23 protein-coding genes are annotated in these 22689 nt (G+C 66.8%); 16 read left to right on the forward strand and 7 right to left on the reverse strand.

The window, feature by feature from the left end:
• The first annotated feature begins 56 nt into the window (after positions 1-56).
• Positions 57-428 (forward strand): VOC family protein, encoded by a 372-nt coding sequence (locus PVW49_RS09405; protein ID WP_274563057.1) that lies wholly within the window; start codon positions 57-59, stop codon positions 426-428.
• A gap of 165 nt (positions 429-593) precedes the next feature.
• Here the strand turns inward: PVW49_RS09405 and PVW49_RS09410 are convergent, their stop codons facing one another.
• Positions 594-1052, reverse strand: a complete 459-nt coding sequence (locus PVW49_RS09410; protein WP_048531146.1) for a DNA polymerase III subunit chi — start codon at positions 1050-1052, stop codon at positions 594-596.
• A 3-nt stretch (positions 1053-1055) separates the two neighbouring features.
• Positions 1056-2531, reverse strand: a complete 1476-nt coding sequence (locus PVW49_RS09415; RefSeq protein WP_048531145.1) for a leucyl aminopeptidase — start codon at positions 2529-2531, stop codon at positions 1056-1058.
• 165 nt (positions 2532-2696) lie between these two features.
• Between PVW49_RS09415 and lptF the strand changes: the two genes are divergently transcribed.
• The 6 genes from lptF to rsmA are packed head-to-tail and all read left to right on the forward strand — an operon-like array spanning position 2697 to position 10124.
• Positions 2697-3839, forward strand: a complete 1143-nt coding sequence (gene lptF / locus PVW49_RS09420) for an LPS export ABC transporter permease LptF (RefSeq protein ID WP_274590438.1) — start codon at positions 2697-2699, stop codon at positions 3837-3839.
• Positions 3836-4930 (forward strand): LPS export ABC transporter permease LptG, encoded by a 1095-nt coding sequence (gene lptG, locus PVW49_RS09425; protein WP_048531143.1) that lies wholly within the window; start codon positions 3836-3838, stop codon positions 4928-4930. The genes lptF and lptG overlap by 4 nt, the downstream gene beginning before the upstream one ends.
• A complete protein-coding gene (locus PVW49_RS09430) occupies positions 4930-7056 on the forward strand; it encodes an LPS-assembly protein LptD (RefSeq protein ID WP_274590439.1) in 2127 nt (708 codons plus the stop codon). The genes lptG and PVW49_RS09430 overlap by 1 nt, the downstream gene beginning before the upstream one ends.
• A complete protein-coding gene (locus PVW49_RS09435) occupies positions 7053-8276 on the forward strand; it encodes a peptidylprolyl isomerase (protein ID WP_274590440.1) in 1224 nt (407 codons plus the stop codon). The genes PVW49_RS09430 and PVW49_RS09435 overlap by 4 nt, the downstream gene beginning before the upstream one ends.
• A complete protein-coding gene (pdxA, locus tag PVW49_RS09440) occupies positions 8273-9247 on the forward strand; it encodes a 4-hydroxythreonine-4-phosphate dehydrogenase PdxA (RefSeq protein ID WP_074835014.1) in 975 nt (324 codons plus the stop codon). The genes PVW49_RS09435 and pdxA overlap by 4 nt, the downstream gene beginning before the upstream one ends.
• 28 nt (positions 9248-9275) lie before the next feature.
• Positions 9276-10124 (forward strand): 16S rRNA (adenine(1518)-N(6)/adenine(1519)-N(6))-dimethyltransferase RsmA, encoded by an 849-nt coding sequence (gene rsmA, locus PVW49_RS09445; RefSeq protein WP_048531134.1) that lies wholly within the window; start codon positions 9276-9278, stop codon positions 10122-10124.
• Between the two features lie 186 nt (positions 10125-10310).
• On the opposite strand, the gene PVW49_RS09450 is transcribed toward rsmA, so the two are convergent.
• From PVW49_RS09450 to prfA, 3 genes are all read right to left on the reverse strand, one after another.
• Positions 10311-11048, reverse strand: a complete 738-nt coding sequence (locus PVW49_RS09450; RefSeq protein ID WP_274590441.1) for a DUF4167 domain-containing protein — start codon at positions 11046-11048, stop codon at positions 10311-10313.
• A 245-nt stretch (positions 11049-11293) separates the two neighbouring features.
• Positions 11294-12124: a peptide chain release factor N(5)-glutamine methyltransferase gene (prmC, locus tag PVW49_RS09455; protein WP_074835017.1), complete on the reverse strand. Its 831-nt coding sequence runs from the start codon at positions 12122-12124 to the stop codon at positions 11294-11296.
• Positions 12121-13173, reverse strand: a complete 1053-nt coding sequence (gene prfA, locus PVW49_RS09460; RefSeq protein WP_048531129.1) for a peptide chain release factor 1 — start codon at positions 13171-13173, stop codon at positions 12121-12123. Before prfA ends, prmC begins: the two co-directional genes overlap by 4 nt.
• A 61-nt stretch (positions 13174-13234) precedes the next feature.
• Between prfA and PVW49_RS09465 the strand changes: the two genes are divergently transcribed.
• Positions 13235-13519 (forward strand): hypothetical protein, encoded by a 285-nt coding sequence (locus tag PVW49_RS09465; RefSeq protein WP_074835020.1) that lies wholly within the window; start codon positions 13235-13237, stop codon positions 13517-13519.
• Here the strand turns inward: PVW49_RS09465 and PVW49_RS09470 are convergent.
• Together PVW49_RS09470 and speB are read right to left on the reverse strand one after the other, a co-directional pair.
• The gene (locus tag PVW49_RS09470; protein WP_074835022.1) at positions 13466-13900 is read right to left on the reverse strand and encodes a DUF1499 domain-containing protein; all 435 of its coding nucleotides are present in this window, start codon (positions 13898-13900) and stop codon (positions 13466-13468) included. The two genes, PVW49_RS09465 and PVW49_RS09470, sit on opposite strands and share 54 nt — an antisense overlap.
• A 4-nt stretch (positions 13901-13904) precedes the next feature.
• Positions 13905-14876 (reverse strand): agmatinase, encoded by a 972-nt coding sequence (speB, locus tag PVW49_RS09475; RefSeq protein WP_274590442.1) that lies wholly within the window; start codon positions 14874-14876, stop codon positions 13905-13907.
• 88 nt (positions 14877-14964) lie between these two features.
• Here speB and mazG point away from each other — a divergent pair, with 88 nt between their 5' ends.
• The 8 genes from mazG to PVW49_RS09515 all read left to right on the forward strand — a co-directional run bounded on the left by mazG (position 14965) and on the right by PVW49_RS09515 (position 22674).
• Positions 14965-15789, forward strand: a complete 825-nt coding sequence (gene mazG, locus PVW49_RS09480) for a nucleoside triphosphate pyrophosphohydrolase (protein WP_274590443.1) — start codon at positions 14965-14967, stop codon at positions 15787-15789.
• 107 nt (positions 15790-15896) lie between these two features.
• Positions 15897-16838 (forward strand): nucleoside hydrolase, encoded by a 942-nt coding sequence (locus tag PVW49_RS09485; RefSeq protein ID WP_074835027.1) that lies wholly within the window; start codon positions 15897-15899, stop codon positions 16836-16838.
• Positions 16835-17284, forward strand: coding sequence for a GNAT family N-acetyltransferase (locus PVW49_RS09490; RefSeq protein WP_074835028.1), 450 nt, complete (start codon positions 16835-16837; stop codon positions 17282-17284). Before PVW49_RS09485 ends, PVW49_RS09490 begins: the two co-directional genes overlap by 4 nt.
• A gap of 64 nt (positions 17285-17348) precedes the next feature.
• Positions 17349-18596, forward strand: coding sequence for a cation:proton antiporter (locus PVW49_RS09495; protein WP_274563032.1), 1248 nt, complete (start codon positions 17349-17351; stop codon positions 18594-18596).
• Positions 18596-19543, forward strand: coding sequence for a CorA family divalent cation transporter (locus PVW49_RS09500; protein WP_274590444.1), 948 nt, complete (start codon positions 18596-18598; stop codon positions 19541-19543). Before PVW49_RS09495 ends, PVW49_RS09500 begins: the two co-directional genes overlap by 1 nt.
• A gap of 79 nt (positions 19544-19622) precedes the next feature.
• Positions 19623-20465, forward strand: a complete 843-nt coding sequence (locus tag PVW49_RS09505) for a tellurite resistance TerB family protein (RefSeq protein ID WP_274590445.1) — start codon at positions 19623-19625, stop codon at positions 20463-20465.
• A 132-nt stretch (positions 20466-20597) separates the two neighbouring features.
• A complete protein-coding gene (locus PVW49_RS09510) occupies positions 20598-21836 on the forward strand; it encodes an aspartate kinase (RefSeq protein ID WP_274590446.1) in 1239 nt (412 codons plus the stop codon).
• Between the two features lie 55 nt (positions 21837-21891).
• Positions 21892-22674 (forward strand): hypothetical protein, encoded by a 783-nt coding sequence (locus tag PVW49_RS09515; RefSeq protein WP_074835035.1) that lies wholly within the window; start codon positions 21892-21894, stop codon positions 22672-22674.
• Positions 22675-22689 lie beyond the last annotated feature (15 nt).

Raw genomic sequence — 22689 nt, forward strand, 5'->3', positions numbered from 1 at the left:
CGCTCAAATGATTTCTGCCGTCATCGAGGGCCCCGGCGACAGGGGAAGGACGGGTCATGAAACTGGGTGCATTTTCGGTGAGCCTCGCGGTCCGCGATCTGGCGGCGTCGCAGGTGTTTTACGAAAAGTTGGGGTTTTCGGCGGCCGGCGGGGAGGCCGAGCACGGCTACCTGATCATGCGGAACGAGGACGCCGTGATCGGCCTGTTCCAGGGGATGTTCGAGCGCAATATCCTGACCTTCAACCCCGGCTGGGATCAGGCGGCGCAGCCGGTGGCGGGCTTTGCCGACGTGCGGTCCTTGCAGGCCGAGTTGCAGGCGGCGGGGCTGAGCTTTGCGCAGCAGGCGGATCCCGAGGGCACCGGGCCGGCAAGTTTCATGGTGATCGATCCCGACGGCAACCCGGTGCTGGTGGACCAGCACATCTGAGCGAGGCGCCGGACCGGCGGCCGCCCGTCGCGCCAGAGGCCTGCCCGCTTGGTGCGGGCCTCTCCCCGTCCCGGGCCCGCCCCGGGGCCTCGCGGTCACCACGGCAGGGCCCCGGATCGAAGTCCGGGGCGCGCGGGTTTGCGTCGCCGCCCGCGACAGGCTCGGTCAGCCGCTTTCCGCCTTCTTCTCCCAGCGGCCCGAGGCCTCCGACCAGTATTGCGCCGCGCAGCCCGCTCCCGTCAGCACCTTCCACTGGTCACGGGCCCGGTCCACCGCCTGCGGATCGCCGCCATCGAACAGCACGCAGACCCGTTCCAGCGCCCCCACCTCCTCGGGCGAGACCTCGGCGCCATCCACCGTCATCAGGCATTGCGGATCGTTGCCCGCCGCCCCCGAGGTCAGCAGCACCGGTTGCAGCGCATCATGCGGCCCGCCGGCGCGGCCATGCGGCAGAAAGCTGTCGTCGGCCCCCTGCCAGAGCCGCTCGTCCAGCCAGTCGAGCCGTCCCTCGTCGGTGCCGCGCACCGCGACGCGCCAGCCGGCACCGCGGGCCTTTTCCAGCAGCATCGGCAAGGTCGCCTCGAGCGGCCGCTGCGTCAGGTGATAGAAGAACGCGGCGCCCAAGGCTCAGCCTTTCTCGAACCGGTCGCGCACCAGCCGGTCCAGCGCCATGACGCCCCAGCCCGTCGCGCCCTTGGGCGCCAGGTCGGTGTCCTTGGCGACCTGGGCCACACCGGCGATGTCGAGATGGATCCAGGGCGTCTCTTCCTTGACGAAGCGCTTGAGGAACTGCGCCGCGGTGATCGACCCGGCCGGCCGGCCGCCGACGTTCTTCATGTCGGCCTTCTGGCTCTTGAGCTGGTCGTCGTAGCTCTGGCCCAGCGGCAGGCGCCAGGCGCCCTCGCATTCCGCCTCGGCCGATTTCAGGAAGTCGTTGCACAGGCTGTCGTTGTTCGAGAACACCCCGGCATTGTCATGGCCCAGCGCGATGATCACCGCCCCGGTCAGGGTCGCCAGATCGATCATCCCGGCCGGCTGGAAGGTCTCCTGCGCGTACCACATCACGTCGCAGAGCACCAAACGGCCCTCGGCGTCGGTGTTGATCACCTCAACGGTGTCGCCCTTCATGCTCTTGACGATATCGCCCGGCCGGGTGGCATTGCCCGAAGGCATGTTCTCGACGAGCCCCACCAGACCCACCACATTGGCCGGCGCCTTGCGCAGCGCCAGGGCCTTCATCACGCCGGAGACGACGCCGGCGCCGCCCATGTCCATCGTCATGTCTTCCATGCCGGCCGCCGGTTTCAACGAGATGCCGCCGGTGTCAAAGACCACGCCCTTGCCGACCAGGGCCAAAGGCGCCGCGTCCTGCGCGCCGCCCATCCATTTCATCACCACCACCTTGGAGGGGCTGTCGGAGCCCTGCCCCACGGCCAGGAGCGCGCCCATGCCCAGTTCGGCCAGCCGGTCCTCGTCGAGCACCTCGACCTCGACCCCCAGACCGCGCAACGCCTCGAGCCTCGTGGCGAACTCGGTGGTGGTCAGCACATTGGCCGGCTCGCTCACCAGATCGCGGGTAAAGAAGACCCCCTCGGCCACCGCCGCCATCGGGGTGAACTCCCCCTCCAGCTCGGCCGGTTTCGAACACATGACGGTCAGGCTGGCTTCGCGCGGGGCGTCCTTGCCGGTCTTGTGATCGGCGAAGTCATAGCCGCGCAACGCCAGGCCCATGGCCAGATCGGCCATCTTGGCCCGGCCCCCGGCAAGAAGCAGAAGATCGGCCTCGCCGCGCGCCCGGGCCAGCGCCGCCCCGGCCTTGCGCGCGGTGGCCACGTCGGGGCGCCGCGGCAGCTTGATCACATCGACCGCTTCGGCCTCCATCCCGGTGGGCGACGCCAGCGACTTGAGATCGCCGGGCTTCATGTCGGCAAAGGCGCGGCTTTCGGCAAAGCGGTTCAGCGCCTGCCGCATCAGCCGGTTGACCCGCCGCGCGCCGGGATCGAGCCGGCCCTCCTCGTCCAGGATCACGGCCACCCGCCCGGGCGCGGTGGCCACAAGGTCCAGGTCGGTCTCGGCAAAGGTGATCTTGGCGGGGCTGGTCATGGTCAGGTCTCCGGAGAACATTAACATTACGGTGAGTGCCACTAGTCCTAGTGCGCGGACCCCCGCTGAACCACCCCTTTATGTGTGCGCGCTGCCAATATCCAGTTTTCCCTAGGGGAGAAATCTTTTAGGGTCACGGAAAATGAAAAGAGGTTGGGGGACCTGTTGGCCAGATTCGACAGATACATGCTGTCGCAGCTCTTCATGCTTTTCGGCTTTTTCGCGCTGGTTCTGGTCGCGGTCTACTGGGTCAACCGGGCGGTGATCCTGTTCGACCAGCTGATCGCCGACGGGCACTCGGCCTTTGTCTTTCTCGAATTTACCGCCCTGTCGCTGCCGCAGGTGATCGGCATGGTTCTGCCGATGGCGACCTTCGCGGCGGCGATCTATGTCACCAACCGGCTGTCGGCAGACAGCGAGCTGACGGTGATGCAAGCGACCGGCTATTCGCCCTGGCGGCTGGCACGGCCGGTGCTGATCTACGGGCTGCTGCTGGCGCTGATGATGTCGGTGCTGACCCATCTGCTGATCCCCGCCAGCCTCGAGAGGCTGAAAGAACGCGAGCGCGAGATCGCCGGATCGATCAGCGCCCGGCTGCTGCGCGAAGGCACCTTTCTGCACCCGGCCGAAGGGGTGACCTTCTACATCCGCGAGATCTCGCCCGAGGGCGAGCTTGCCGATGTCTTCCTGTCGGATGTGCGCAACGCCAACCGCCACATCACCTATACCGCCGAAAAAGCCTATCTGCTGCGCGACGACGACGGCCCCAAGCTGATCATGCGCGACGGCATGGCCCAGGTGCTCACACCCGACACCGGCCAGCTCTCGACCACCAATTTCGCCCAGTTCTCGCGCGATATCAGCGGCCTGATCGCCCAGAACGGCCAGGGCCCGCGCAAGCTGCGCTATGTGCCGACCTGGGAGACGCTGTTCGACACGCTGGCGGTAGCCGAAGAGGTCAACGATCCGCCGGGCGAGGTGCTGCTCGAGGGTCATCAGCGGATTTCCCAGGCGCTGGTCACCATCGTGGCGGCGCTGATCGGTCATTCGGCGCTTCTGGCCGGCGGGTTCAGCCGCTTCGGCGTCACCCGGCAGATCGTTCTGGCGGTGTTCCTGCTGGTGGTGGTGCAACTGGTCGAAGGCGCGATGACCGAGCCGGTCCGCGGTGACATGACGCTCTGGCCCCTGGCTTATGTGCATGTGGCGATCGGGCTGGTGATCGCCCTGGCGCTCTATTGGCGCGCCGATCATCCGGCGGCGTTTCGGCGCAAGCGGCCGAACGCGCCGGCGGCGGAGGGCGCGGCATGACGCTTCACACCTATTTCGCGCGCCGCTTCGCCACCATCTTCTGCGGCATGCTGGCGATCTTTTTTCTCTTCGTCATGCTGCTTGATCTGGTCGAGCAACTGCGCCGGTTCGACGAGGATGTGGGCTTTGCGCAGGTGTTGCAGGTCACCCTGCTCAACACCCCCGAAGGTCTCTATCAGATGCTGCCGCTGGTGATGATCCTCTCGGCGATTGCGCTCTGCCTGGCGCTGGCGCGGTCGTCGGAACTGGTGGTCAGCCGCGCCGCCGGCCGCTCGGGCCTCTCGGCGCTGACCGGGCCGGTGATTGTCGCGGTGCTGATCGGCGGCCTCGCGGTGGCCGTCTTCAACCCGATCGTCGCCGCCACCTCGCAACGCTATCACGACCTGCGCGAACTCTATGACAGCGGCGGCACCTCGACGCTGTCGATCGGGCGCGAGGGGCTCTGGCTCCGGCAGGGCGACGTCATGGGCCAGACGGTGATCCATGCCGCGCGCTCCAATCCGACGGCGACGGTGCTGCATGACGTGACCTTCATCGCCTATGCAGCCGACGGCGGCCCGGTGCGGCGCATCGCGGCGGACGAGGCGGCATTGGCCACCGCGCAATGGGTGCTGAAGAACGCCAAGGTCTGGCCGTTGGTGGCCGGGCTCAACCCCGAGACCAACGCCGCCGTGCATGACGAGCTGCGCCTGCCCTCGACCCTGACGCAAGAGCGCATCCGCGACAGTTTCGGCAAGCCCTCGGCGGTGTCGATCTGGGATTTGCCCGAGTTCATCGCCCAGCTCGAAAACGCCGGATTCTCGGCCCGGCGTCACGCGGTCTGGCTCCAGATGGAGCTGGCACGACCGGTCTTCCTGGTCTCGATGGTGCTGCTTGGCGCCGCCTTTACCATGCGCCACGCCCGCTTTGGCGGCACCGGCCTGGCGGTGCTGACGGCGCTGCTGCTGGGCTTCGGGCTCTACTACCTGCGCAACTTCGCGCAGATCCTTGGCGAAAATGGCCAGGTTCCCGCCATTCTCGCCGCCTGGGCGCCACCGGTGGCGGCGGTGCTGATCGGCCTCGGCCTCATACTTCACATGGAGGACGGCTGATGCTGCGCCGCCTGACTTTCGCGCTGTGTCTTGCGCTGACGCCCCTGGCCCTGCACGCGCAGGAGGCAGAGCCCGACCCGGCGCTCCTGGTGGCCGATACGGTGGTGGTGACGCCCGACGAACGGCTGATCGCCGAAGGCAATGTCGAGGCGCTTTACGACGGCACCCGCATCTGGGCGCGGCGGATCACCTATGTCAGCGAGACCGACAGCCTGATCATCGAAGGCCCGATCCGCATCGACGACGGCGAAAGCGTCGTCATCCTCGCCGATGCCGCCGAGCTGGATTCCGATCTGGAAAACGGGCTGCTCGGCGGCGCGCGCATGGTGCTCGATCAACAGCTTCAGCTTGCCGCGGTGCAGCTGGCGCGGGTCGAGGGACGGTATACCCAGCTTTCCAAGGTCACCGTCACCTCCTGCCAGATCTGCGGGCCGAAAGGCGTGCCGCTCTGGTCGATCCGGGCGCGGCGGGCGATCCACGATGAAGAGGCGCAGCAGCTCTATTTCGATGGCGCCACCTTTCGGGTGCTCGACGTGCCGGTGATGTACATCCCGCGGCTGCGGCTGCCCGATCCGACGCTCGAGCGCGCGCGCGGCTTCCTGTTTCCCTCGATCCGCACCACGACCGAGCTGGGCAGCGGCATCAAGCTGCCCTATTTCATTCCGCTCGGCGATCACGCCGACCTGACGGTGACGCCCTATCTATCGCAGGAGACGCGCACACTCGAGCTGCGCTACCGGCAGGCCTTCGTCAACGGCGACATCGAACTGAACGGTGCGCTGACCCGCGACACCGTCCTGCCTGACGAGACACGCGCCTATCTCTTTGGCGAAGGGGTCTTCGATCTCGGCAACCGGTATGATCTGAGTTTCAACTTCGAGGTGACGTCCGACGAATCCTATCTTTCGGAATATGATTATTCCGGCAAGGACCGGCTCGACAGCGAGGTTTCTCTCAGCCGCACCACCCGCAACACCAACCTGCTGGCCGAGCTGGTGCATTACAACACGCTCCGCGACAACGAGCTGAACTCGACCCAGCCGACCATCATCCCGGATCTGCGCTACGAGCGCCGCTACCAGATGACCAACGGCCTCGGTGGCGAACTGCGGCTCGGGCTGCTGGGCCATAGCCACATCCGCTATTCCGAATCCGACGTGCGCGGCCGCGACGTGAGCCGCGCCGGAGCCGAGGCGACATGGCTCAACCAGTGGACCTTCGGCACCGGTCTCCAGATGGCGGCGCAGGCCGGCCTGGCGCTGGATCAGTTCTCCACCGGGGACGACACCACCGTCACCGATGTCGACAACTCGGTCACCCCCTCGGCCGCCCTGACCTTTCGCTATCCGTTTCTGCGCAGCGCTGGCGGCGGCGCGCGCCAATTGCTCGAACCGGTGGCCCAGATCGGCTGGGTCGGCGGCCGCGATGCCGATGTGGCCAACGACGAAAGCACCCGGCAGGAGCTTGACGAAGGCAATCTGCTGTCGCTGTCGCGCTTTCCCGCCGAAGACCGGCGCGAGCGCGGCCTGGCTTCGGTGCTGGGGCTGCGCTTCCTGCACAAGGCGGCCAGCGGATGGGAAGCGGGGCTGGCGGTGGGCCGGGTCTATCGCAGCACGCAGAACGATGACTTCACCGCCACCTCGGGGCTCGACAATGCCGCCTCGGACTGGCTCTTCGCCACCCATTTCCGCAACACCGACGGGCTATACATCCAGTCGCGGACGCTTTGGGACGAGCAGGGCGAAGTCAGCAAATCCGCCGCCCGCGGCGCCTGGTCGAACGACCGGATCGATCTTGGCGCCTCGTTCATCCTGCTGCCCGCCGACACCGACGAGGATCGGGACGAAAAGGTGGCGGAATGGACCTTTGACGGCTCTTACCGGTTCAACCGCCACTGGACCGTCTCCGGCGATGCGCAATACGACATCGCCGACAACCGCGCTGTCGAGGCCGGCCTCGGCCTCGCCTATCGCAACGAATGCATCGAGGCGGCGTTCACCGCCGACCGGACCTTTGCCGATTCATCCAATCTGGACCCTTTCACCACTTATGGTCTAACTGTAACGCTAAAAGGGTTCAGCACCGGCGGCGACGCCGGAAGCTACAGCAGGACATGCAAACAATGATTTCACGATTTTTCCGGACCGCGGCCGCGGCGCTTCTGATCGCGCCGCTGACGCCCCTGCCCGTTCCGGCCCAGGGGCTGTTCTCGCCGGCCATCAAGGTCGATGAAATGGTGATCACCAATTACGAGATCAATCAGCGCATGGCCTTTCTCGAAGTGCTGCGCGCGCCCGGCAACCCGCGTGATCTCGCCCGTGAACAGCTGATCGAGGACCGCCTCAAGCTGCGCGAGGCCGAGGCGCTGGGCATCACCGTTTCGCCCGAGCAGATCGCCGCCGGAATGGAGGAATTCGCCGGCCGCGCCAATCTGACCGCCGATCAGCTGATCGCCGAGCTGTCGGGGCTGGGCGTCTCGGCCGAGACCTTTCGCGATTTCGTCCGGGCCGGGGTGGCCTGGCGCGAGGTGGTGCGGGCGCGGTTTGCCGGATCGGCGCAGGTCAGCGAGGCCGAGATCGACCGCGCCCTGAACGCCGCCGGGGGCGGCTCTTCGGTGCGGGTGCTGCTGGCCGAGATCATCATGCCGGCCCCGCCCGCCGAGGCCGAGGCGGTGATGGCCCGGGCGCAGCGGATCGCGCGGACCACCTCGGAGGCCGAGTTCGCCGCCGCCGCACGGCAGTATTCCGCCACCGCCACCGCCCGTTCGGGCGGCAAGCTGCCCTGGCAGCAGATCGAGGATCTGCCGCCGGTGCTGCGGCCGCTGGTGCTGGAGCTCTCGCCCGGTGAAGTGACCGCTCCGCTGGCCATTCCCAATGCCGTCGCGCTGTTCCAGCTGCGCGCGCTGGAAGAGACCGAATATGCCCCGCCGAGCTATTCGGCTGTGGAATACGCCGCCTATTACATGGCCGGCGGGCGCAGCGAGCAGACCCTGGCCCAGGCCGCCGGGATCACGGCCCGGATCGACACCTGCGACGATCTTTATGGCGTGGCCAAGGGCCAGCCCGAAGAGGTGCTCGACCGCAGCACCCTGCCGCCCGATCAGATCCCCGACGACATTGCCATCGAACTGGCCAAGCTCGACCCCGGCGAAACCTCGACCGCGCTGACCCGCGCGGGGGGCGAGACCCTGGTGCTTCTGATGCTCTGCGGCCGCAGCCCGGCGGTCGAAGAGGCGCCCGACCGCGAGGCCGTGACCACCGGCCTGCGCAACCGCCGCGTCGGCACCCTGTCCGAGAGCTTTCTGGAACAGCTGCGCGCCGATGCGCGGATCGTGGAACTGGAATGAGCCCGGCCCTGCCCGTTGCGCTGAGCTGCGGCGAGCCGGCGGGCGTCGGCCCGGAACTTGCGCTGCGCGCCTGGGAGGCGTTGCGCGACCGGGTGCCGTTCTTTCTGATCGGGGACGCCGGCCATCTTGGCCAGGGCGCGCCGCATGTGCGCATCGCCGACCCGGGCGAGGCGCCGGCGGCGATGGCGCGCGGCCTGCCGGTGCTGCACCGTGATTTCGGCCCGCCGGTGACGCCGGGCCAGCCCCAAGCCGCCCATGCGCAGCCGGTGATCGATGCGATCGCCGAAGGTGTTGCGCTGGTGATGGCCGGCCGCGCCCGGGCGCTCTGCACCGCGCCGATCCACAAGCAGGCGCTGGCCGAGGGGGCGGGGTTCGCCTATCCCGGCCACACCGAATACCTGGCCGCACTGGCCGGCGTGCGGCGGGTGGTGATGATGCTGGCCGCCCCGGCGCTGCGGGTGGTGCCGGTGACGATCCACATGGCACTGGCCGAGGTGACCGGGGCGCTGACGCCCGCCCTGCTGGAAGAGACCCTGCGCATCACCCATGACGGGCTGCGCCGGCGCTTCGGCCTGAGCGCCCCGCGGATCGCGGTGGCCGGCCTCAACCCCCATGCCGGAGAAGGCGGGCGGATGGGGCGCGAGGAGATCACCACCCTCGCCCCGGTGCTCGACCGGCTGCGGGCCGAAGGGTTCGACATCACCGGACCGCTGTCGGCCGACACGATGTTCCACCCGGCAGCCCGCGCGCGCTATGACGTGGCGGTCTGCATGTATCACGACCAGGCGCTGATCCCGATCAAGACGCTGGATTTCGACCGGGGGGTCAATGTGACGCTCGGCCTGCCTTTCCTGCGCACCTCTCCCGATCACGGCACCGCCTTCGACATCGCCGGCCAAGGCCTGGCCAACCCGGCGTCGCTGATCGCGGCACTTGAAATGGCGGGCGCGGCGGCGCCGCCGGCGTCGTGATGCGTATTTTTGAAAGAGAAGAAGCCTGATGGCCACGATTGACGACCTGCCGCCGCTGCGCGAGGTGATCACCGATCACGGGCTGGTGGCAAAAAAGGCGCTGGGGCAGAACTTCCTGCTCGACCTCAACCTTACCGCCAAGATCGCGCGGCTGGCCGGCGAGCTGTCGGGCTGCGACGTGCTCGAGATCGGCCCCGGCCCCGGCGGGCTGACCCGGGGCCTGCTGGCCGAGGGGGCGCGCAAGGTGCTGGCGATCGAAAAGGACGCGCGCTGCCTGCCCGCGCTGGCCGAGATCGGGGCGCGCTATCCCGGCCAGCTCGAGGTGATCAACGGCGACGCGCTGGAGATCGATCCCGGGCAATACCTGATGCCGCCGATCCGCATTGCCGCCAATCTGCCTTACAACGTCGGCACCGAGCTTCTGGTGCGTTGGCTGACGCCGCCGGAGTGGCCGCCGTTCTGGCAGTCGCTGACGCTGATGTTCCAGCGCGAGGTGGCACAGCGCATAGTGGCCGAACCGGGATCGAAAACCTATGGCCGCCTGGCAATCCTGTCGCAATGGCGCGCCGATCCGCGCATCGTGCTGCATCTGCCGCCCGAGGCCTTTTCGCCGCCGCCCAAGGTGTCTTCGGCGGTGGTGCATCTGACCGCCCTGCCCGCGCCGCGCTTTCCGGCCGATGCCAGGATCCTGCAAGAGGTGGTGGCGCGCGGCTTCAACCAGCGGCGCAAGATGCTGCGGGCAAGCCTCAAGGGGCTGCATCCCGGCATCGAGGATCTGCTGCGCGCCGCCGGGATCAAACCCACCGAGCGGGCCGAGCAGGTCTCGCTCGAGGCCTTCTGCGCGCTGGCCCGCGAGGTGGAAGCCGCTCGGCGCTGAGCCCGGCCTTTCTTGCCCCCCGTCCCGGACCCCGATCCGGGACCTCGCCGCCGTCTCGCCCATCTGCCATGAGGCCCCGGATCGGGGTCCGGGGCGCGTGGGATCCCGGGGGCGCGGGGGCGCAAAAGCACAGGGCCGCCCCTCGGAGCGACCCTGTGCAATGTCATGTGTCAGGCGCCGCCGAGGTTATTCGGCCGCCTGCGACGGCTCGTCCTTGGCCGGGGCATCGGCGGAAGCGTCCTTGGCCGAGCTGTCCTTGGCCGGGGTGTCCTTGGCAGCGGCGCGGCGCGTTGGCCGCTTGGCAGGAGTTTCCTTGGCCGGGGTATCCTTGGCCGAGGCGTCCTTGGCAGAGGCGTCCTTGGCCGGCGCCTCGCCGCCCGCCTCTCCCTCGGGCTTCTTGCGCGCCGGCTTGCGGCGGCTGCGCTTGGGCTTGTCTTCCTCGACCTTGCTCTCCGGCGTCTCGACCAGCGTGCTGTCGGCGTCGGTGTCGGAAACATCGAGCACATCGGGCTGCGGTGCCTCGCTCGGATCGGCGGCCTCGGAGGGCTGCGGATTGCCGTTGCCGTTGCCGTTGCCGTTCGAGGATTCGCGCTCCTGCCGTTCGGCCCGCTCGCGATCGCGCTGCGCCTGCCGCTCGCGGTTCTGGCGCTCCTGCTCCTCGCGCTTGGCGTCCTGTTCCTTCTGCGCCTCGCCCAGAAGCCTCAGGTAATGCTCGGCGTGCTGCTGGAAATTTTCGGTCGCCACCCGGTCACCGGCCAACTGGGCATCGCGTGCCAGCTGGTTGTATTTGTCGATGATCTGCTGCGGCGTACCGCGCACCTTGCCTTCGGGCCCGGAGCTGTCGAAGACCCGGTTGATGATATTGCCACCAGAAGGCTTGTTGCGGTTCGATCGCGACCGCGACCGTGACTTGGATGATCTCATTATACTGTTATCCAGCCCGTTTTTGGATAGTCTCTAGCCGGTGTGCCAAACGCGATGCTATGGCGCGGTGCATTCGGCAATCATGCTCTTGTGCGGCGAGTGTCTCGCGGGGCGCAATACGCGACCCATCTGCGACGACACCCAAGCACTAACCACGACAAGCCCGGCCTTACAAGGGGGTAATTGTCGCATTCCCCGCCCGAAACCGCCAAAAGCGGCAGATTTGCACCGATTTCGAGCGAAATTCACTGAATCTTGCGAGCGCTAACGGCCCGGTCGCGGCCATCGAGATCCTGGATCACCACCACATCCGACAGCCCGCCCTCGCGCATCAGCACCGCCACGGGAAAGGCCTGCTGCCAGCCGATCTCGACCAGCAGCCGGCCGCCGGGTTCGAGAAACTGGCCGGCGCTGGCGGCAATGGCGCGATAGGCCGAGAGGCCGTCGGCCTCGTCGGTCAGCGCCAGGCGCGGCTCATGCGCCAGCTCCGGCGCCAGCGCCGTCATTTCGTGATCGGCGATGTATGGCGGGTTCGAGACGATCAGATCAAAGCTGCCGTCGACCTCGGCGAACCAGTCGCTCTGGCGCAGGAGCGCGCATTCCGACAGGCCCAGCATCGCCCGGTTGCGCGCCGCCACATCAAGCGCGGCGGGCGAGACATCGACCCCCAGCCCCCAGGCGCCCTGGCTTTCGGCCAGCAGCGTCAGCAGGATACAGCCCGTGCCGGTGCCGAGATCGAGCAGCCGTTCGAACGGCTGGGCCAGCGCCGCCTCGATCAGGGTTTCGGTTTCCGGCCGGGGGTCGAGCACATCCGGCGTGACCGCGAATTCGCGGCCGTAAAACATCCGCTTTCCAGTGAGATGCGAGACAGGTTCCCGGGCCGCCCGGCGCGTGATCAGATTGTCGAACCGCGCCGCCGCTTCGGGATCGACCGGTTCCGGCAGCACCAGCGTCAGCCGCCCGGCCTCTTGCCCCAGCGCATGGGCCAGAAGCCGGCGGGCATCGTTGCCGGCGCCGTCGATCCCGGCGGTCTTGAGCGCGCGCGTGCCGCGCGCCAGCAATTCCGAGCCGGTCATGCCATCGCCGCCAACTGGGTCGCCTGGGCATCGGCCGTCAGCGCATCGACGATCTCGTCGAGATCGCCCTGCATCACCTGGTCGAGTTTGTAGAGCGTGAGGTTGATGCGATGATCGGTCATTCGGCCCTGCGGGAAATTATAGGTACGGATACGTTCGCTGCGGTCACCGGAGCCGACCTGGGATTTGCGGTCGGCGCTGCGTTCGCTGTCGACCCGGCTGCGCTCGAGGTCGTAAAGCCGCGTCTTGAGCACCTGCATGGCAATCTCGCGGTTGCGGTGCTGGCTCTTCTCGGAGCTGGTGACGACGATGCCGGTGGGGACATGGGTGATCCGCACGGCCGAATCGGTGGTGTTGACGTGCTGGCCGCCGGCGCCCGAGGCGCGCATGGTGTCTATGCGGATATCGCCGGCGTCGATCTGGATATCCACATCCTCGGCCTCTGGCAGCACCGCCACGGTGGCGGCCGAGGTATGGATGCGGCCGCCGCTTTCGGTGGTGGGCACGCGCTGGACGCGGTGCACGCCGGATTCGTATTTCAGCCGGGCAAAGACGCCCTCGCCTTTCACATGCGCCACCACTTCCTTGATGCCGCCCAGCTCGGTGGCGTTTTCCTCGATGATCTCGAAATTCCAGCCCCGGGCCTCGGCATAGCGCTGGTACATGCGCAGCAGATCGCCGGCAAAAAGCGCCGCCTCTTCGCCGCCGGTGCCGGGCCGGATTTCGACGATGGCGGGCCGGGCATCGGCCTCGTCGCGTGGCAGAAGCGCCAGTTGCAGCGCGTGCTCTGCCTCGGGCAGGCGCTTTTTCAGCACCGGCAGCTCCTCTTCCGCCAGCTCGCGCATGTCGGGATCGGCGAGCAGCGCCTCAGCCTCGGCCATGTCTTCCAGGAGCTGGCGCCAGGCGGCGATCTGGTCGACCACCGGCTTGAGATCGGAATATTCCTTGGCCAGCGCCGCGATCTCGCCAGCATCGGCGCCGGCGTTCATCCGGGCCTCCAGATATTGGAAACGGTCTTCGATCTGGCGCAGGCGGTCTTCGGGAATCATGCGGGGAGGCTTCTGCCGGTCAGAATTGTCAGGTTTGGGAGTTTCGTGATAAACTGCTCTCATGGTGAGAGGAAGTACCCTTTTGTGGCTGCTTGCGGCGCCTGCCCTGGCCGATGTGACCGGCCCGGGCGGACGCACCGTCGATTGTTACTGCACCGACCGAAACGGCGCCCGCGTGGAGCTGGGCCAGACCATCTGTCTTCAGGTCGATGGCCGCATGTTCATGGCGCAGTGTCAGATGTCGCTCAACGTGCCGATGTGGCGCGAGGTGGCGCAGGGCTGTCTCGGCGCCTCACAGAGCGGCGAGCCAACCCTCGATGCGGGCGCGGTTGACGCCAAGATCTGACTTGCCGTATCGCGCCCGGCTGAACACCTCGAGCTGCGCGCCCTGCGGCGTCTCGGTCAGACTGAGGGTGGTGTAATCGGGATACCCCATCAGCTTGCTGCGCGTGACATAGGTGATCCGTCCCTCTTCGAGCGAACCGGCCAGCACCTCGGTGCGGGGGGTGGCGCGAATGACGGCATCGAATGCGGCGAACCGCTCTTGCCCGCCCTCGGCCAGCGGTTCCCGGTAGACATGGCTGTTGGCGCCACCGTGGTGGCCCGGATCGGTGAGGCTCGAGGTGACATGCCAGCGCGCCGGGTCGTCGGGCGCGAAGCGCACCCAAACCGCCCCGGCCACCACCGCGCCGTCCAGAAACAGGAGGGCAATATATATGATCTTCATGTAGTTACGCGCCTTTCTTCAGGTGGTTCCAGCCCCAGAGACAGATCAGCTCTGTCGCCACATGGGCGCCGGCGATGGCGGTGGCGCCGGTGGTGTCAAAGGGTGGTGAGACCTCGACGATATCGCCGCCGACCATGTTGATGCCGGCCAGCGCGCGCAAAGCGACGGCGGCCTGCGCGGTGGTCAGCCCGCCCCAGACCGGCGTGCCGGTGCCGGGCGCATAGGCGGGATCGAGGCAATCGATGTCAAAGGTCAGGTAGGTCGGGCTGTCGCCGACGATCTCACGCACCCTGGCGGCGGTGTTTTTCGCCCCGTTTTCATGCACATCCCGCGCATCGATAAGGTGCATCCCGTGGCGATCCGGGTTGTCGGTGCGGATGCCCACATGCACCGAGCGCGAGGGATCGACCAGCCCCAGCTTGATCGCCTTGTAAAGAAAGGTGCCGTGGTCGATGCGGTCGAGATCGTCATCGGTCCAGGTGTCGGAATGGGCGTCGAACTGGATGATCGAAAGCGGGCCGAAGACCTCGGCATAGGCCTTGAGGATCGGCAATGTGATGAAGTGATCGCCGCCCAGCGTCACCGTGCCGACGCCCTTGGCCAGGATGCCGGAAATATGGCGTTGCAGCGTTTCGGGAAATTCGGAGACCTTGGCATAATCGAAGGCAAGATCGCCGTAATCGACAATCTTGAGCTCTTCCATGGGGTTATATCCCCAACCATAGGGCGCGTCAGGGCTTTGCAGGGCGCTGGCCTCGCGAATGGCGCGCGGGCCGAAACGGCTGCCGGGGCGATTGGTCACCGCCTGATCGAAGGGCACGCCGGTCACCGCCAGGTCGACGCCGGAGAGATCCTTGCTGTAGCGCCGGCGCAGGAAGGAAGTGGCGCCGCCAAAGGTGTTCTCAAAGCCGAGCCCGGTGTAACTTTCCCGCGTAAACGCCTCGTCTACCTTGGTTTTTGCGTCTTCCAGCGCCATGGTCATTCCCTTTCGGATCGGCCGGGGTCTGGACTTCGTGCCCGCCCCGCGACAGGGTGCAGACAATCGCAAATGACCGGGGGCTGCAATGGCTGACGACGCTTTGATCCAGGATCCGCAGGGCGGCATGCCGCGGCTGCTCAAAATCATGCGGCGGCTGCGCGATCCCGAAACCGGCTGCCCCTGGGATATCGAACAGGATTTCAGTACCATCGCGCCCTACACCATCGAAGAGGCCTATGAGGTGGCCGATGCCATCGAACGGCAGGATTGGGGCGAACTGAAAGGCGAATTAGGCGATCTGCTGTTCCAGTCGGTGTTCCATGCGCAGATGGCGCAGGAGGCCGGGCTGTTCGACTTTGACGACGTGGCCAACACCATGTCCGACAAGATGGTGGCGCGGCATCCGCATGTGTTCGGCGCCGAGAGCCGCGACAAGAGCCCTGAGCAGCAGACCCGCGACTGGGAGGCGATCAAGGCCGCGGAACGGGCGGAAAAGGCGCAGAAAGGCGCGCTCGATGGCGTCGCGGTCGGGCTGCCGGCACTGCTCCGCGCGTTCAAGTTGCAAAAACGCGCGGCGCGGGTGGGGTTTGACTGGCCCGAGACCGAACAGGTGCTCGACAAGATCGCCGAAGAGGCGCGCGAGCTGGTCGAGGCGCGCGAGAGCCTGCCGCAGGACAAGGTCGAAGAGGAGATGGGCGATCTGCTCTTTGTCATGGCCAATCTCGCACGGCATCTGGCGGTCGACCCCGAGGCCGCGCTGCGCCGGGCCAATGCAAAATTCACGCGCCGTTTCAAATCGATAGAGGCCGCACTTGCAGCGCAAGGCAGATCAACGGCCGACTCGGACCTGGACGAGATGGATGCGCTCTGGGACGCCGCCAAGGCGGCCGAACGGCGGGCCGCGGAATGATCCGTCCGCGCGCCTACTGACACATTCTGGCGGCAAACCGCTTATGGACTCTCGGCGCCGCGATTGACAAGTTGGCGCGCAAACAGCCCTGCCCTGAACGAGGTCCCATGACCCAACGCAAGATCATCATCGACACCGACCCCGGACAGGACGACGCGGTGGCGATCCTTCTCGCTCTGGCCAGCCCCGAAGAGATCGAGGTGCTGGGCATCACCGCCGTGGCCGGCAACGTGCCTCTGGCGCTGACCGCCAAGAACGCCCGCATCGTCTGCGAACTGGCCGGCAAGCCGGAAACCCCGGTCTTTGCCGGCTGTGACAGCCCGATGAAACGGCGGCTGGTGACGGCCGAACATGTGCACGGCAAGACCGGGCTCGACGGGCCGGTGCTGTCCGATCCGACGATGGATTTGCAGGAAATGCACGCCGTGGATTTCATCATCGAGACCCTGCGATCCGAGCCCGAGGGCACGGTCACGCTTTGCCCGCTGGGTCCGCTGACCAATATCGCCACGGCCTTTGAACGGGCCCCCGACGTGGCCGCGCGGGTGCGCGAGATCGTGTTGATGGGCGGCGCCTATTTCGAGGTAGGCAACATCACGCCCGCCGCCGAGTTCAACATTTACGTCGACCCGGAAGCCGCTGATATCGTGTTCAAATCCGGCGCACCGATCACGGTGATGCCGCTGGACGTGACCCATAAGGCGCTGGTCACCAAGGCGCGCAACGACGCGTTCCGCGCGCTGGCAACGCCGGTCGGCGTGGCGGTGGCCGAGATGACCGATTTCTTCGAACGTTTCGACAAGGAGAAATACGGCTCTGACGGCGCGCCGCTGCATGACCCCTGCGTGATCGCCTGGCTGCTCAAGCCCGAGCTGTTTTCCGGCCGCAAGATCAATGTCGAGATCGAGACCGGCTCTGAACTGACGCTCGGCATGACCGTGGCGGATTGGTGGGGGGTGACCGACCGGCCGGCCAATGCGCTGTTCATCGGCGATGTGGACGGCGACGGTTTCTTTGCCCTGCTGACGGAAAGGCTGGCCCGCCTATGAGCACCAGATTGCACCTCGCCGGACCGGACGACATCGAACGGCTGATGCCGCTGACCGCCGCATTCTGCGCCGAGACCGGCCTCGAGACCGATGACGACCGGCGCCGCGCCGCCGTTCTGCCGTTGCTCGAAGGCTCGCCGCATGGCGCGGTCTATCTGATCGGGCCGCAGAAGGCGCCGGTGGGCTATATCATCCTCAGCTTCGGCTGGTCGCTCGAGTTCGGCGGCATGGACGGCTTTGTCGACGAGCTCTACATCCGCCCCGCCGTGCGTGGCCGCGGCATGGCGACCGATGTGCTCTATTCCCTGCCGCGGGCGCTGCGCGATGCCGGGCTCAAGGCGCTGCATCTGGAGGTGAAGCGCGAGGACAAATCCGCCCAGCGGCTCTATCGCAAGGCGCATTTCGAGCTGCGGGACGGCTATTCCCTGATGTCGCTCAAACTGTAGGCTCTGGCTCTGTGGCGGGCCGCGTGCTACCGCTGAAGACACCGGGGCCAAGGCAGGTAGCACGATGAATTTTCTGCAAATCACATCCCTGCTGATTGTTCTGGCGGGGCTCTTTGGCGCGATCAACTATCTTGTCCTGAAGCTGCCCGCCGCGATCGGCATTCTGGTCGTGGCGCTGCTGGCCTCTTTCGGGATCATGGCGCTCGATCTGGCGCTGCCGGCGCTGGGGCTGGCCGATACGGTGCGGGCCGCCGTGCAGGGGCTGGAGTTCTCCGACGCGCTGCTCGAAGGCATGCTGGGGCTGCTGCTCTTTGCCGGGGCGCTGCATGTGAAGCTCTCGGATCTGCGGGCGCAATGGCGGATTGTCTTTCTGATGGCGACGCTGGGTGTGGGCCTGTCTACGGTGATCGCGGGCTTCGGCTTTTTCTGGATCACCGGCATGCCGCTGCTGGTGGCGCTGGTCTTCGGCGCGCTGATCTCGCCCACCGATCCGGTGGCGGTGCTCGGGGTGCTGCGCGAGGCCAATCTGCGCAAGGAGCTGGAAACCAAGATCGCCGGCGAGTCGCTGTTCAATGACGGTGTCGGCTATGTGGTCTTTCTGGTGCTGGTCGGCCTCGCCTTTCCTGTCGGCGGCGCCCATGACGCCGGGCTCGAGGCGGCGGCGCTGCTGTTTGTTCAAGAGGCGCTTGGCGGCGCGGTGCTGGGGATCGTTCTGGGCTGGCTCACCTTCCGGCTGATGCGGCGGATCGACGATTATTCGCTCGAGGTGCTGCTGACGCTGGGGCTGGCCTTCGGCGGCTATGAGCTGGCGGTCTATCTCCATGTCTCGGCGCCGATCATGGCGGTCTGCGCCGGGCTGCTGATCGGCGATATCGGTGCCAAGCACGGCATGACCGAAGAGACCCGCAACTATGTCGACGCCTTCTGGAAGCTGATCGACGAGATCCTCAATGCCGTGCTGTTCCTGATGATCGGTTTCGAGGTCTTCGCCCTGGCCTTCGACGTCGGCGACCTGATGATCGGGGTGATGTCGATCGCGCTGGCGCTGGTGGCGCGGCTGCTGGCGGTGGCGGTGCCGGTGCTGGTGCTGCGCCCGTTCCGCAGCTTTCCGCGCGACGTGATCCCGATCATGACCTGGGGCGGGCTCAAGGGCGGCATCTCGGTCGCGCTGGCGCTGTCTCTGCCCGAAGGGGAATGGAAACCGGTGATCCTGACGGCGACCTATGTGGTGGTGATCTTCTCGATCATCGTTCAGGGCCTCAGCGTGACCCGGCTGGCCAACCGGCTGGGCCGAGAGCCGGACCTCGTCTGATGGCGCTCTTTGTCTTCGATATCGACGCCGAGGGGCGGGCCCAGGCCGGCGCGCTGGATCAGGAGGTTGCCCGGGGGCACTGGCGCTGGGTGCATTTCGACCTGGCGGCGCCGGGTACGGTGGCGCGGGTCGGCCAGCTGGTTTCCGAAGAGGCGGCCGAGGTGCTGGTGCAGCCGGAAACCCGGCCGCGCTATCTGGGCCTGGGCGAGTCACTGATCCTGATCCTGCGGGGGGCGAACTTCAACCCGGGGCAGCAGGCCGATGACATGGTCTCGCTCCGGCTCTGGGCCGGCCGCGACCTGGTGGTCACCCTGCGGCACCGGCCGATCTTTGCCGTGCGCGAATTGCAGGCCGATCTCGAGGCCGGCTATTGCATGCCCGGCGGCCCCGGCGAACTGGTGGCCGAGCTGACCGAGCGGTTGGTCGACCGGATCGAACAGGTCTCGCTCAAACTTGACGATCAGGTCGATGCGCTGGAAGAGGCGATCCTCGATCCCGATTGCCCGCCCGATGTGCTTGCGCCGCTGCCCGAACTGCGCCGCGCCTCGATCCGCCTGCTGCGCTATCTGCGGCCGCAGAGCGAGACCCTGCGCCGGCTCGAGGCCCGCCCGCCGGACGGCCTCGCCCTGCCCCATGACGAGATCCGCGAGAGCGCCAACCGGGCGCAGCGCGCGCTCGAGGAACTGGACGCGGTGCACCAGCGGCTGGGGGCGCTGGCCGATCACCAATATGCCCAGAAGGCCGATCAGCTCTCGCGCAACGGCTACGGGCTGTCGGTGGTGGCGGCGATCTTTCTGCCGCTGGGGTTTGTCACCGGGCTGTTCGGCATGAACGTCGGCGGGCTGCCCTTTACCGACACGGCCTGGGGCTTTGCCATCGTCTGTTTCGGCATGGCCGGTTCGGTGATCCTGGTGCTGCTGGCGCTGCGCCTGTTGCGGCTGATCTGACGCCGGCGGGATTCCCCCCTTACTTGCGCGGCAAAACCTGCCAGAGTGGCAGCAATCCATTTCAACGGGAGGATATGACATGGGATTGATGGGCACTTTGGCCAAGGTTGCGCTGGGGTACGCCGCCGCACGCGGGGTGGATCACCTGAGCAGGAACCAGGGGCTCGGCGGCATGCTGGGCGGCGCGCAGGTGCCCTCGGGCGCGGCAAAGGCGCGCCAGAACCCGACCGCCGAGGCCTTGGGCCAGATGCCCGGCATGGAGCAGATGCGCGGCATGATGGCCCAGATGCGCGAGAGCGGCGCCCAGAGCATGACGCAGGCGCAGGACATGTTTGCCAAGATGGTGGGGGCCGGCGGCGGCGCCGGGATGAACCTGCAAGAGATGATGGGCAACATGATGGGCGGCGGCCAGAGCGCGGACGCCAAGGGCAGCGGGTTGCTCTCGGGCGCCGGCGGCGCGGGGCTGGCCGGGCTGCTCTCGATGGCCGGCGGCGCCGCGGCGGCCCAGGGCAAGGGCGTGGGCGCGATGCTCGACCAGGTTTCCGACACCCCCGGCGCGCCCGAGGCGGAAGCCGCCGCCGGGCTGATGCTGCGGGCGATGATCCAGGCGGCCAAGTCCGATGGCGGGATCGACGCGGCGGAAAAGAAGAAGATCCTCGAAACCGTGGGCGAGGATGCCGACGCCGAGAGCCTGGCCTTCGTCAAGAAACAGCTCTCCGCCGAGGTCGACCCCGAGGCTCTGGCCCGCGACACGCCGGACGCGCAGAAGATGCAGGTCTATTCGATGTCGCTGATGCCGATCCGCGTGGATACCGAGGCCGAGGCGCAATATCTCGACACCCTGGCCTCGGAACTCGGCCTCGATCAGCAGACGGTGAACATGCTGCATCTTCAGATGGGGGTGCAACCGCTCTACGCCTGAGCCGCCGTCCCGATCTTTCGCCCGGCGTCACCGCCGCCGGGCAATACCCTGCCGGCGCGGCCAATCGGCGCTCTTGCCCTTTTTCATCCATCTGCGTAAACCGCGCCGGACGACTTCAGGCAGGACGATCCCATGCCCCTTCTGGTGATGAAATTCGGCGGCACCTCCGTCGCCACGCTCGACCGTATCCGCCGCGCCGCCAAACGGGTGGGCGTGGAAGTGGCCAAGGGCTATGACGTGATCGTCATCGTCTCGGCCATGGCGGGCGAGACCAACAAGCTTGTCGGTCTGGTCAACGAGACCTCGCCGCTCTTTGATGCGCGCGAATACGATGCGATCGTGTCGTCCGGCGAGAATGTGACCGCCGGGCTGATGGCGCTGACGCTTCAGGAAATGGACGTGCCGGCGCGCAGCTGGCAGGGCTGGCAGGTGCCGATCAAGACCACCAACGCCCATGCCGCGGCGCGGATCGTCGAGATCCCGACCGACAACATCTCGGCGAAATTCGCCGAGGGCATGCAGGTGGCCGTGGTCGCAGGGTTTCAGGGTATCGGCCCCGACGGCCGCGTCACCACCCTGGGCCGGGGCGGCTCGGACACCACGGCGGTGGCTTTTGCAGCCGCCTTCGGCGCCGAGCGCTGCGATATCTATACCGATGTGGACGGTGTCTATACCACCGACCCGCGCATCTGCGAAAAGGCCCGCAAACTCGATAAGATCGCCTTTGAGGAGATGCTGGAACTGGCCTCCCTGGGCGCCAAAGTGCTGCAAACCCGTTCCGTCGAACTGGCAATGCGCTATAACGTCAAACTGCGGGTGCTTTCGAGCTTCGAGGAAATGGACGACGCGGCCGGAACGCTCGTCTGCGATGAGGATGAAATCATGGAACTCAATGTCGTCTCTGGCGTGGCCTATTCCCGTGACGAGGCCAAGATGACCCTGATCTCGGTGGCCGACCGCCCCGGCATCGCCGCCGCGATCTTTGGCCCGCTGTCCGAGGCCGGCGTCAATGTCGACATGATCGTGCAGAACATCTCGGAAGAGGGCCGCACCGACATGACCTTCTCCTGCCCCACCGATCAGGTGAAACGGGCGGAAAAGGCGATGGCCGACGCCAAGGCCGCGGGCGCGATCAATTTCCACGATATCGTCGCCGACACCGGCGTCGCCAAAGTATCGGTGGTGGGGATCGGCATGCGCAGCCATGCCGGTGTGGCAGCCAAGATGTTCAAGGTACTCTCGGATGAGGGGATCAACATCAAGGTCATTACAACTTCCGAGATAAAAATTTCCGTGCTGATCGACCGGAAATATATGGAACTCGCCGTGCAAGCGCTTCATGATGCCTTCGAACTGGAAAAGGCGGCCTGACGCCAAAGCCCTGCGACGGGCCTAGGCAAGTCGGGTCCGAACGGGGAGATCGGTGATGCGACACGCGGCTTTTGCCGTCGCTTTGGGTGCCTGCCTGCCGCTTTCGGCGGCGGCGGAGCCACTGTTCTTTTCCTCGGTCACCTCGAATGACATCGATTATATCCTGACCGATGACCCCGATGCGCTGGCCTGCCTTGTCGACCGCGGCGATGGCCGGCGCGAAATGCCGGACAAGCGCGGCGGCCCGCTGATGGCCGAGGGCGTGCATCTTTTTGATGCGCGCTATCTCGATGGCGCGATGGTGCCGATCTGGGCGCATCCCCGGCTGGGCGACCGCGACGCGGCTCTGGCGACGGTGACGCCGCTGGCCCATGCAATCGGCAAGCTGCCGGGGTTCATGCGCGCCAAGCTCGATCATGTGGTGCTGCTCGACGGCGACGAAAGCGCCTTTGCCGAGGATCGCGGGCGGTTCTTTGTGGTCTATGCCGAAAACCTCGCCCGCCGCATCGCCAGTCATGATCTGGAGGAAACGGTGTTTCACGAAAGCGTCCATGCCACGCTCGACCAGCCGCATGCCGCCTCAGAGGCCTGGCGCGCGGCGCAGCAGGCCGATGGCGGATTTCTCACCGGATATGGCGCCGAAAACCCGGACGGCGAGGATCTGGCCGAGACCCTGCTGATCGCCTATGCGGCGCTGCGCCATCCCGAACGGCTGCCCGCGGCGCTGACGGAACGGCTGCGCCGGCAGGTGCCGCACCGGCTCGCCTTTATCGAAAACCTGCTGACGCGGCTGGACCGGCCGGCGGCGATGCGCGACAGGGCCGCGGTTTGCGGTTAGACACAAGGGCCACAC

It is taken from the genome of Marinovum sp. PR37, assembly GCF_028807375.1.
Lineage (GTDB): Bacteria > Pseudomonadota > Alphaproteobacteria > Rhodobacterales > Rhodobacteraceae > Marinovum > Marinovum algicola.

Coding starts and splice junctions, on each gene's coding strand:
- PVW49_RS09435 (WP_274590440.1), top strand. CDS start 7,053: ATGATTTCACGATTTTTCCGGACCGCGGCCGCGGCGCTTCTGATCGCG.
- PVW49_RS09450 (WP_274590441.1), bottom strand. CDS start 11,048: ATGAGATCATCCAAGTCACGGTCGCGGTCGCGATCGAACCGCAACAAG.
- PVW49_RS09510 (WP_274590446.1), top strand. CDS start 20,598: ATGCCCCTTCTGGTGATGAAATTCGGCGGCACCTCCGTCGCCACGCTC.
- prmC (WP_074835017.1), bottom strand. CDS start 12,124: ATGACCGGCTCGGAATTGCTGGCGCGCGGCACGCGCGCGCTCAAGACC.
- pdxA (WP_074835014.1), top strand. CDS start 8,273: ATGAGCCCGGCCCTGCCCGTTGCGCTGAGCTGCGGCGAGCCGGCGGGC.
- mazG (WP_274590443.1), top strand. CDS start 14,965: ATGGCTGACGACGCTTTGATCCAGGATCCGCAGGGCGGCATGCCGCGG.
- rsmA (WP_048531134.1), top strand. CDS start 9,276: ATGGCCACGATTGACGACCTGCCGCCGCTGCGCGAGGTGATCACCGAT.
- PVW49_RS09505 (WP_274590445.1), top strand. CDS start 19,623: ATGGGATTGATGGGCACTTTGGCCAAGGTTGCGCTGGGGTACGCCGCC.
- PVW49_RS09515 (WP_074835035.1), top strand. CDS start 21,892: ATGCGACACGCGGCTTTTGCCGTCGCTTTGGGTGCCTGCCTGCCGCTT.
- lptG (WP_048531143.1), top strand. CDS start 3,836: ATGACGCTTCACACCTATTTCGCGCGCCGCTTCGCCACCATCTTCTGC.
- prfA (WP_048531129.1), bottom strand. CDS start 13,173: ATGATTCCCGAAGACCGCCTGCGCCAGATCGAAGACCGTTTCCAATAT.
- PVW49_RS09465 (WP_074835020.1), top strand. CDS start 13,235: ATGGTGAGAGGAAGTACCCTTTTGTGGCTGCTTGCGGCGCCTGCCCTG.
- speB (WP_274590442.1), bottom strand. CDS start 14,876: ATGGCGCTGGAAGACGCAAAAACCAAGGTAGACGAGGCGTTTACGCGG.
- PVW49_RS09490 (WP_074835028.1), top strand. CDS start 16,835: ATGAGCACCAGATTGCACCTCGCCGGACCGGACGACATCGAACGGCTG.
- PVW49_RS09430 (WP_274590439.1), top strand. CDS start 4,930: ATGCTGCGCCGCCTGACTTTCGCGCTGTGTCTTGCGCTGACGCCCCTG.
- PVW49_RS09405 (WP_274563057.1), top strand. CDS start 57: ATGAAACTGGGTGCATTTTCGGTGAGCCTCGCGGTCCGCGATCTGGCG.
- PVW49_RS09470 (WP_074835022.1), bottom strand. CDS start 13,900: ATGAAGATCATATATATTGCCCTCCTGTTTCTGGACGGCGCGGTGGTG.
- PVW49_RS09415 (WP_048531145.1), bottom strand. CDS start 2,531: ATGACCAGCCCCGCCAAGATCACCTTTGCCGAGACCGACCTGGACCTT.
- PVW49_RS09500 (WP_274590444.1), top strand. CDS start 18,596: ATGGCGCTCTTTGTCTTCGATATCGACGCCGAGGGGCGGGCCCAGGCC.
- PVW49_RS09495 (WP_274563032.1), top strand. CDS start 17,349: ATGAATTTTCTGCAAATCACATCCCTGCTGATTGTTCTGGCGGGGCTC.
- PVW49_RS09485 (WP_074835027.1), top strand. CDS start 15,897: ATGACCCAACGCAAGATCATCATCGACACCGACCCCGGACAGGACGAC.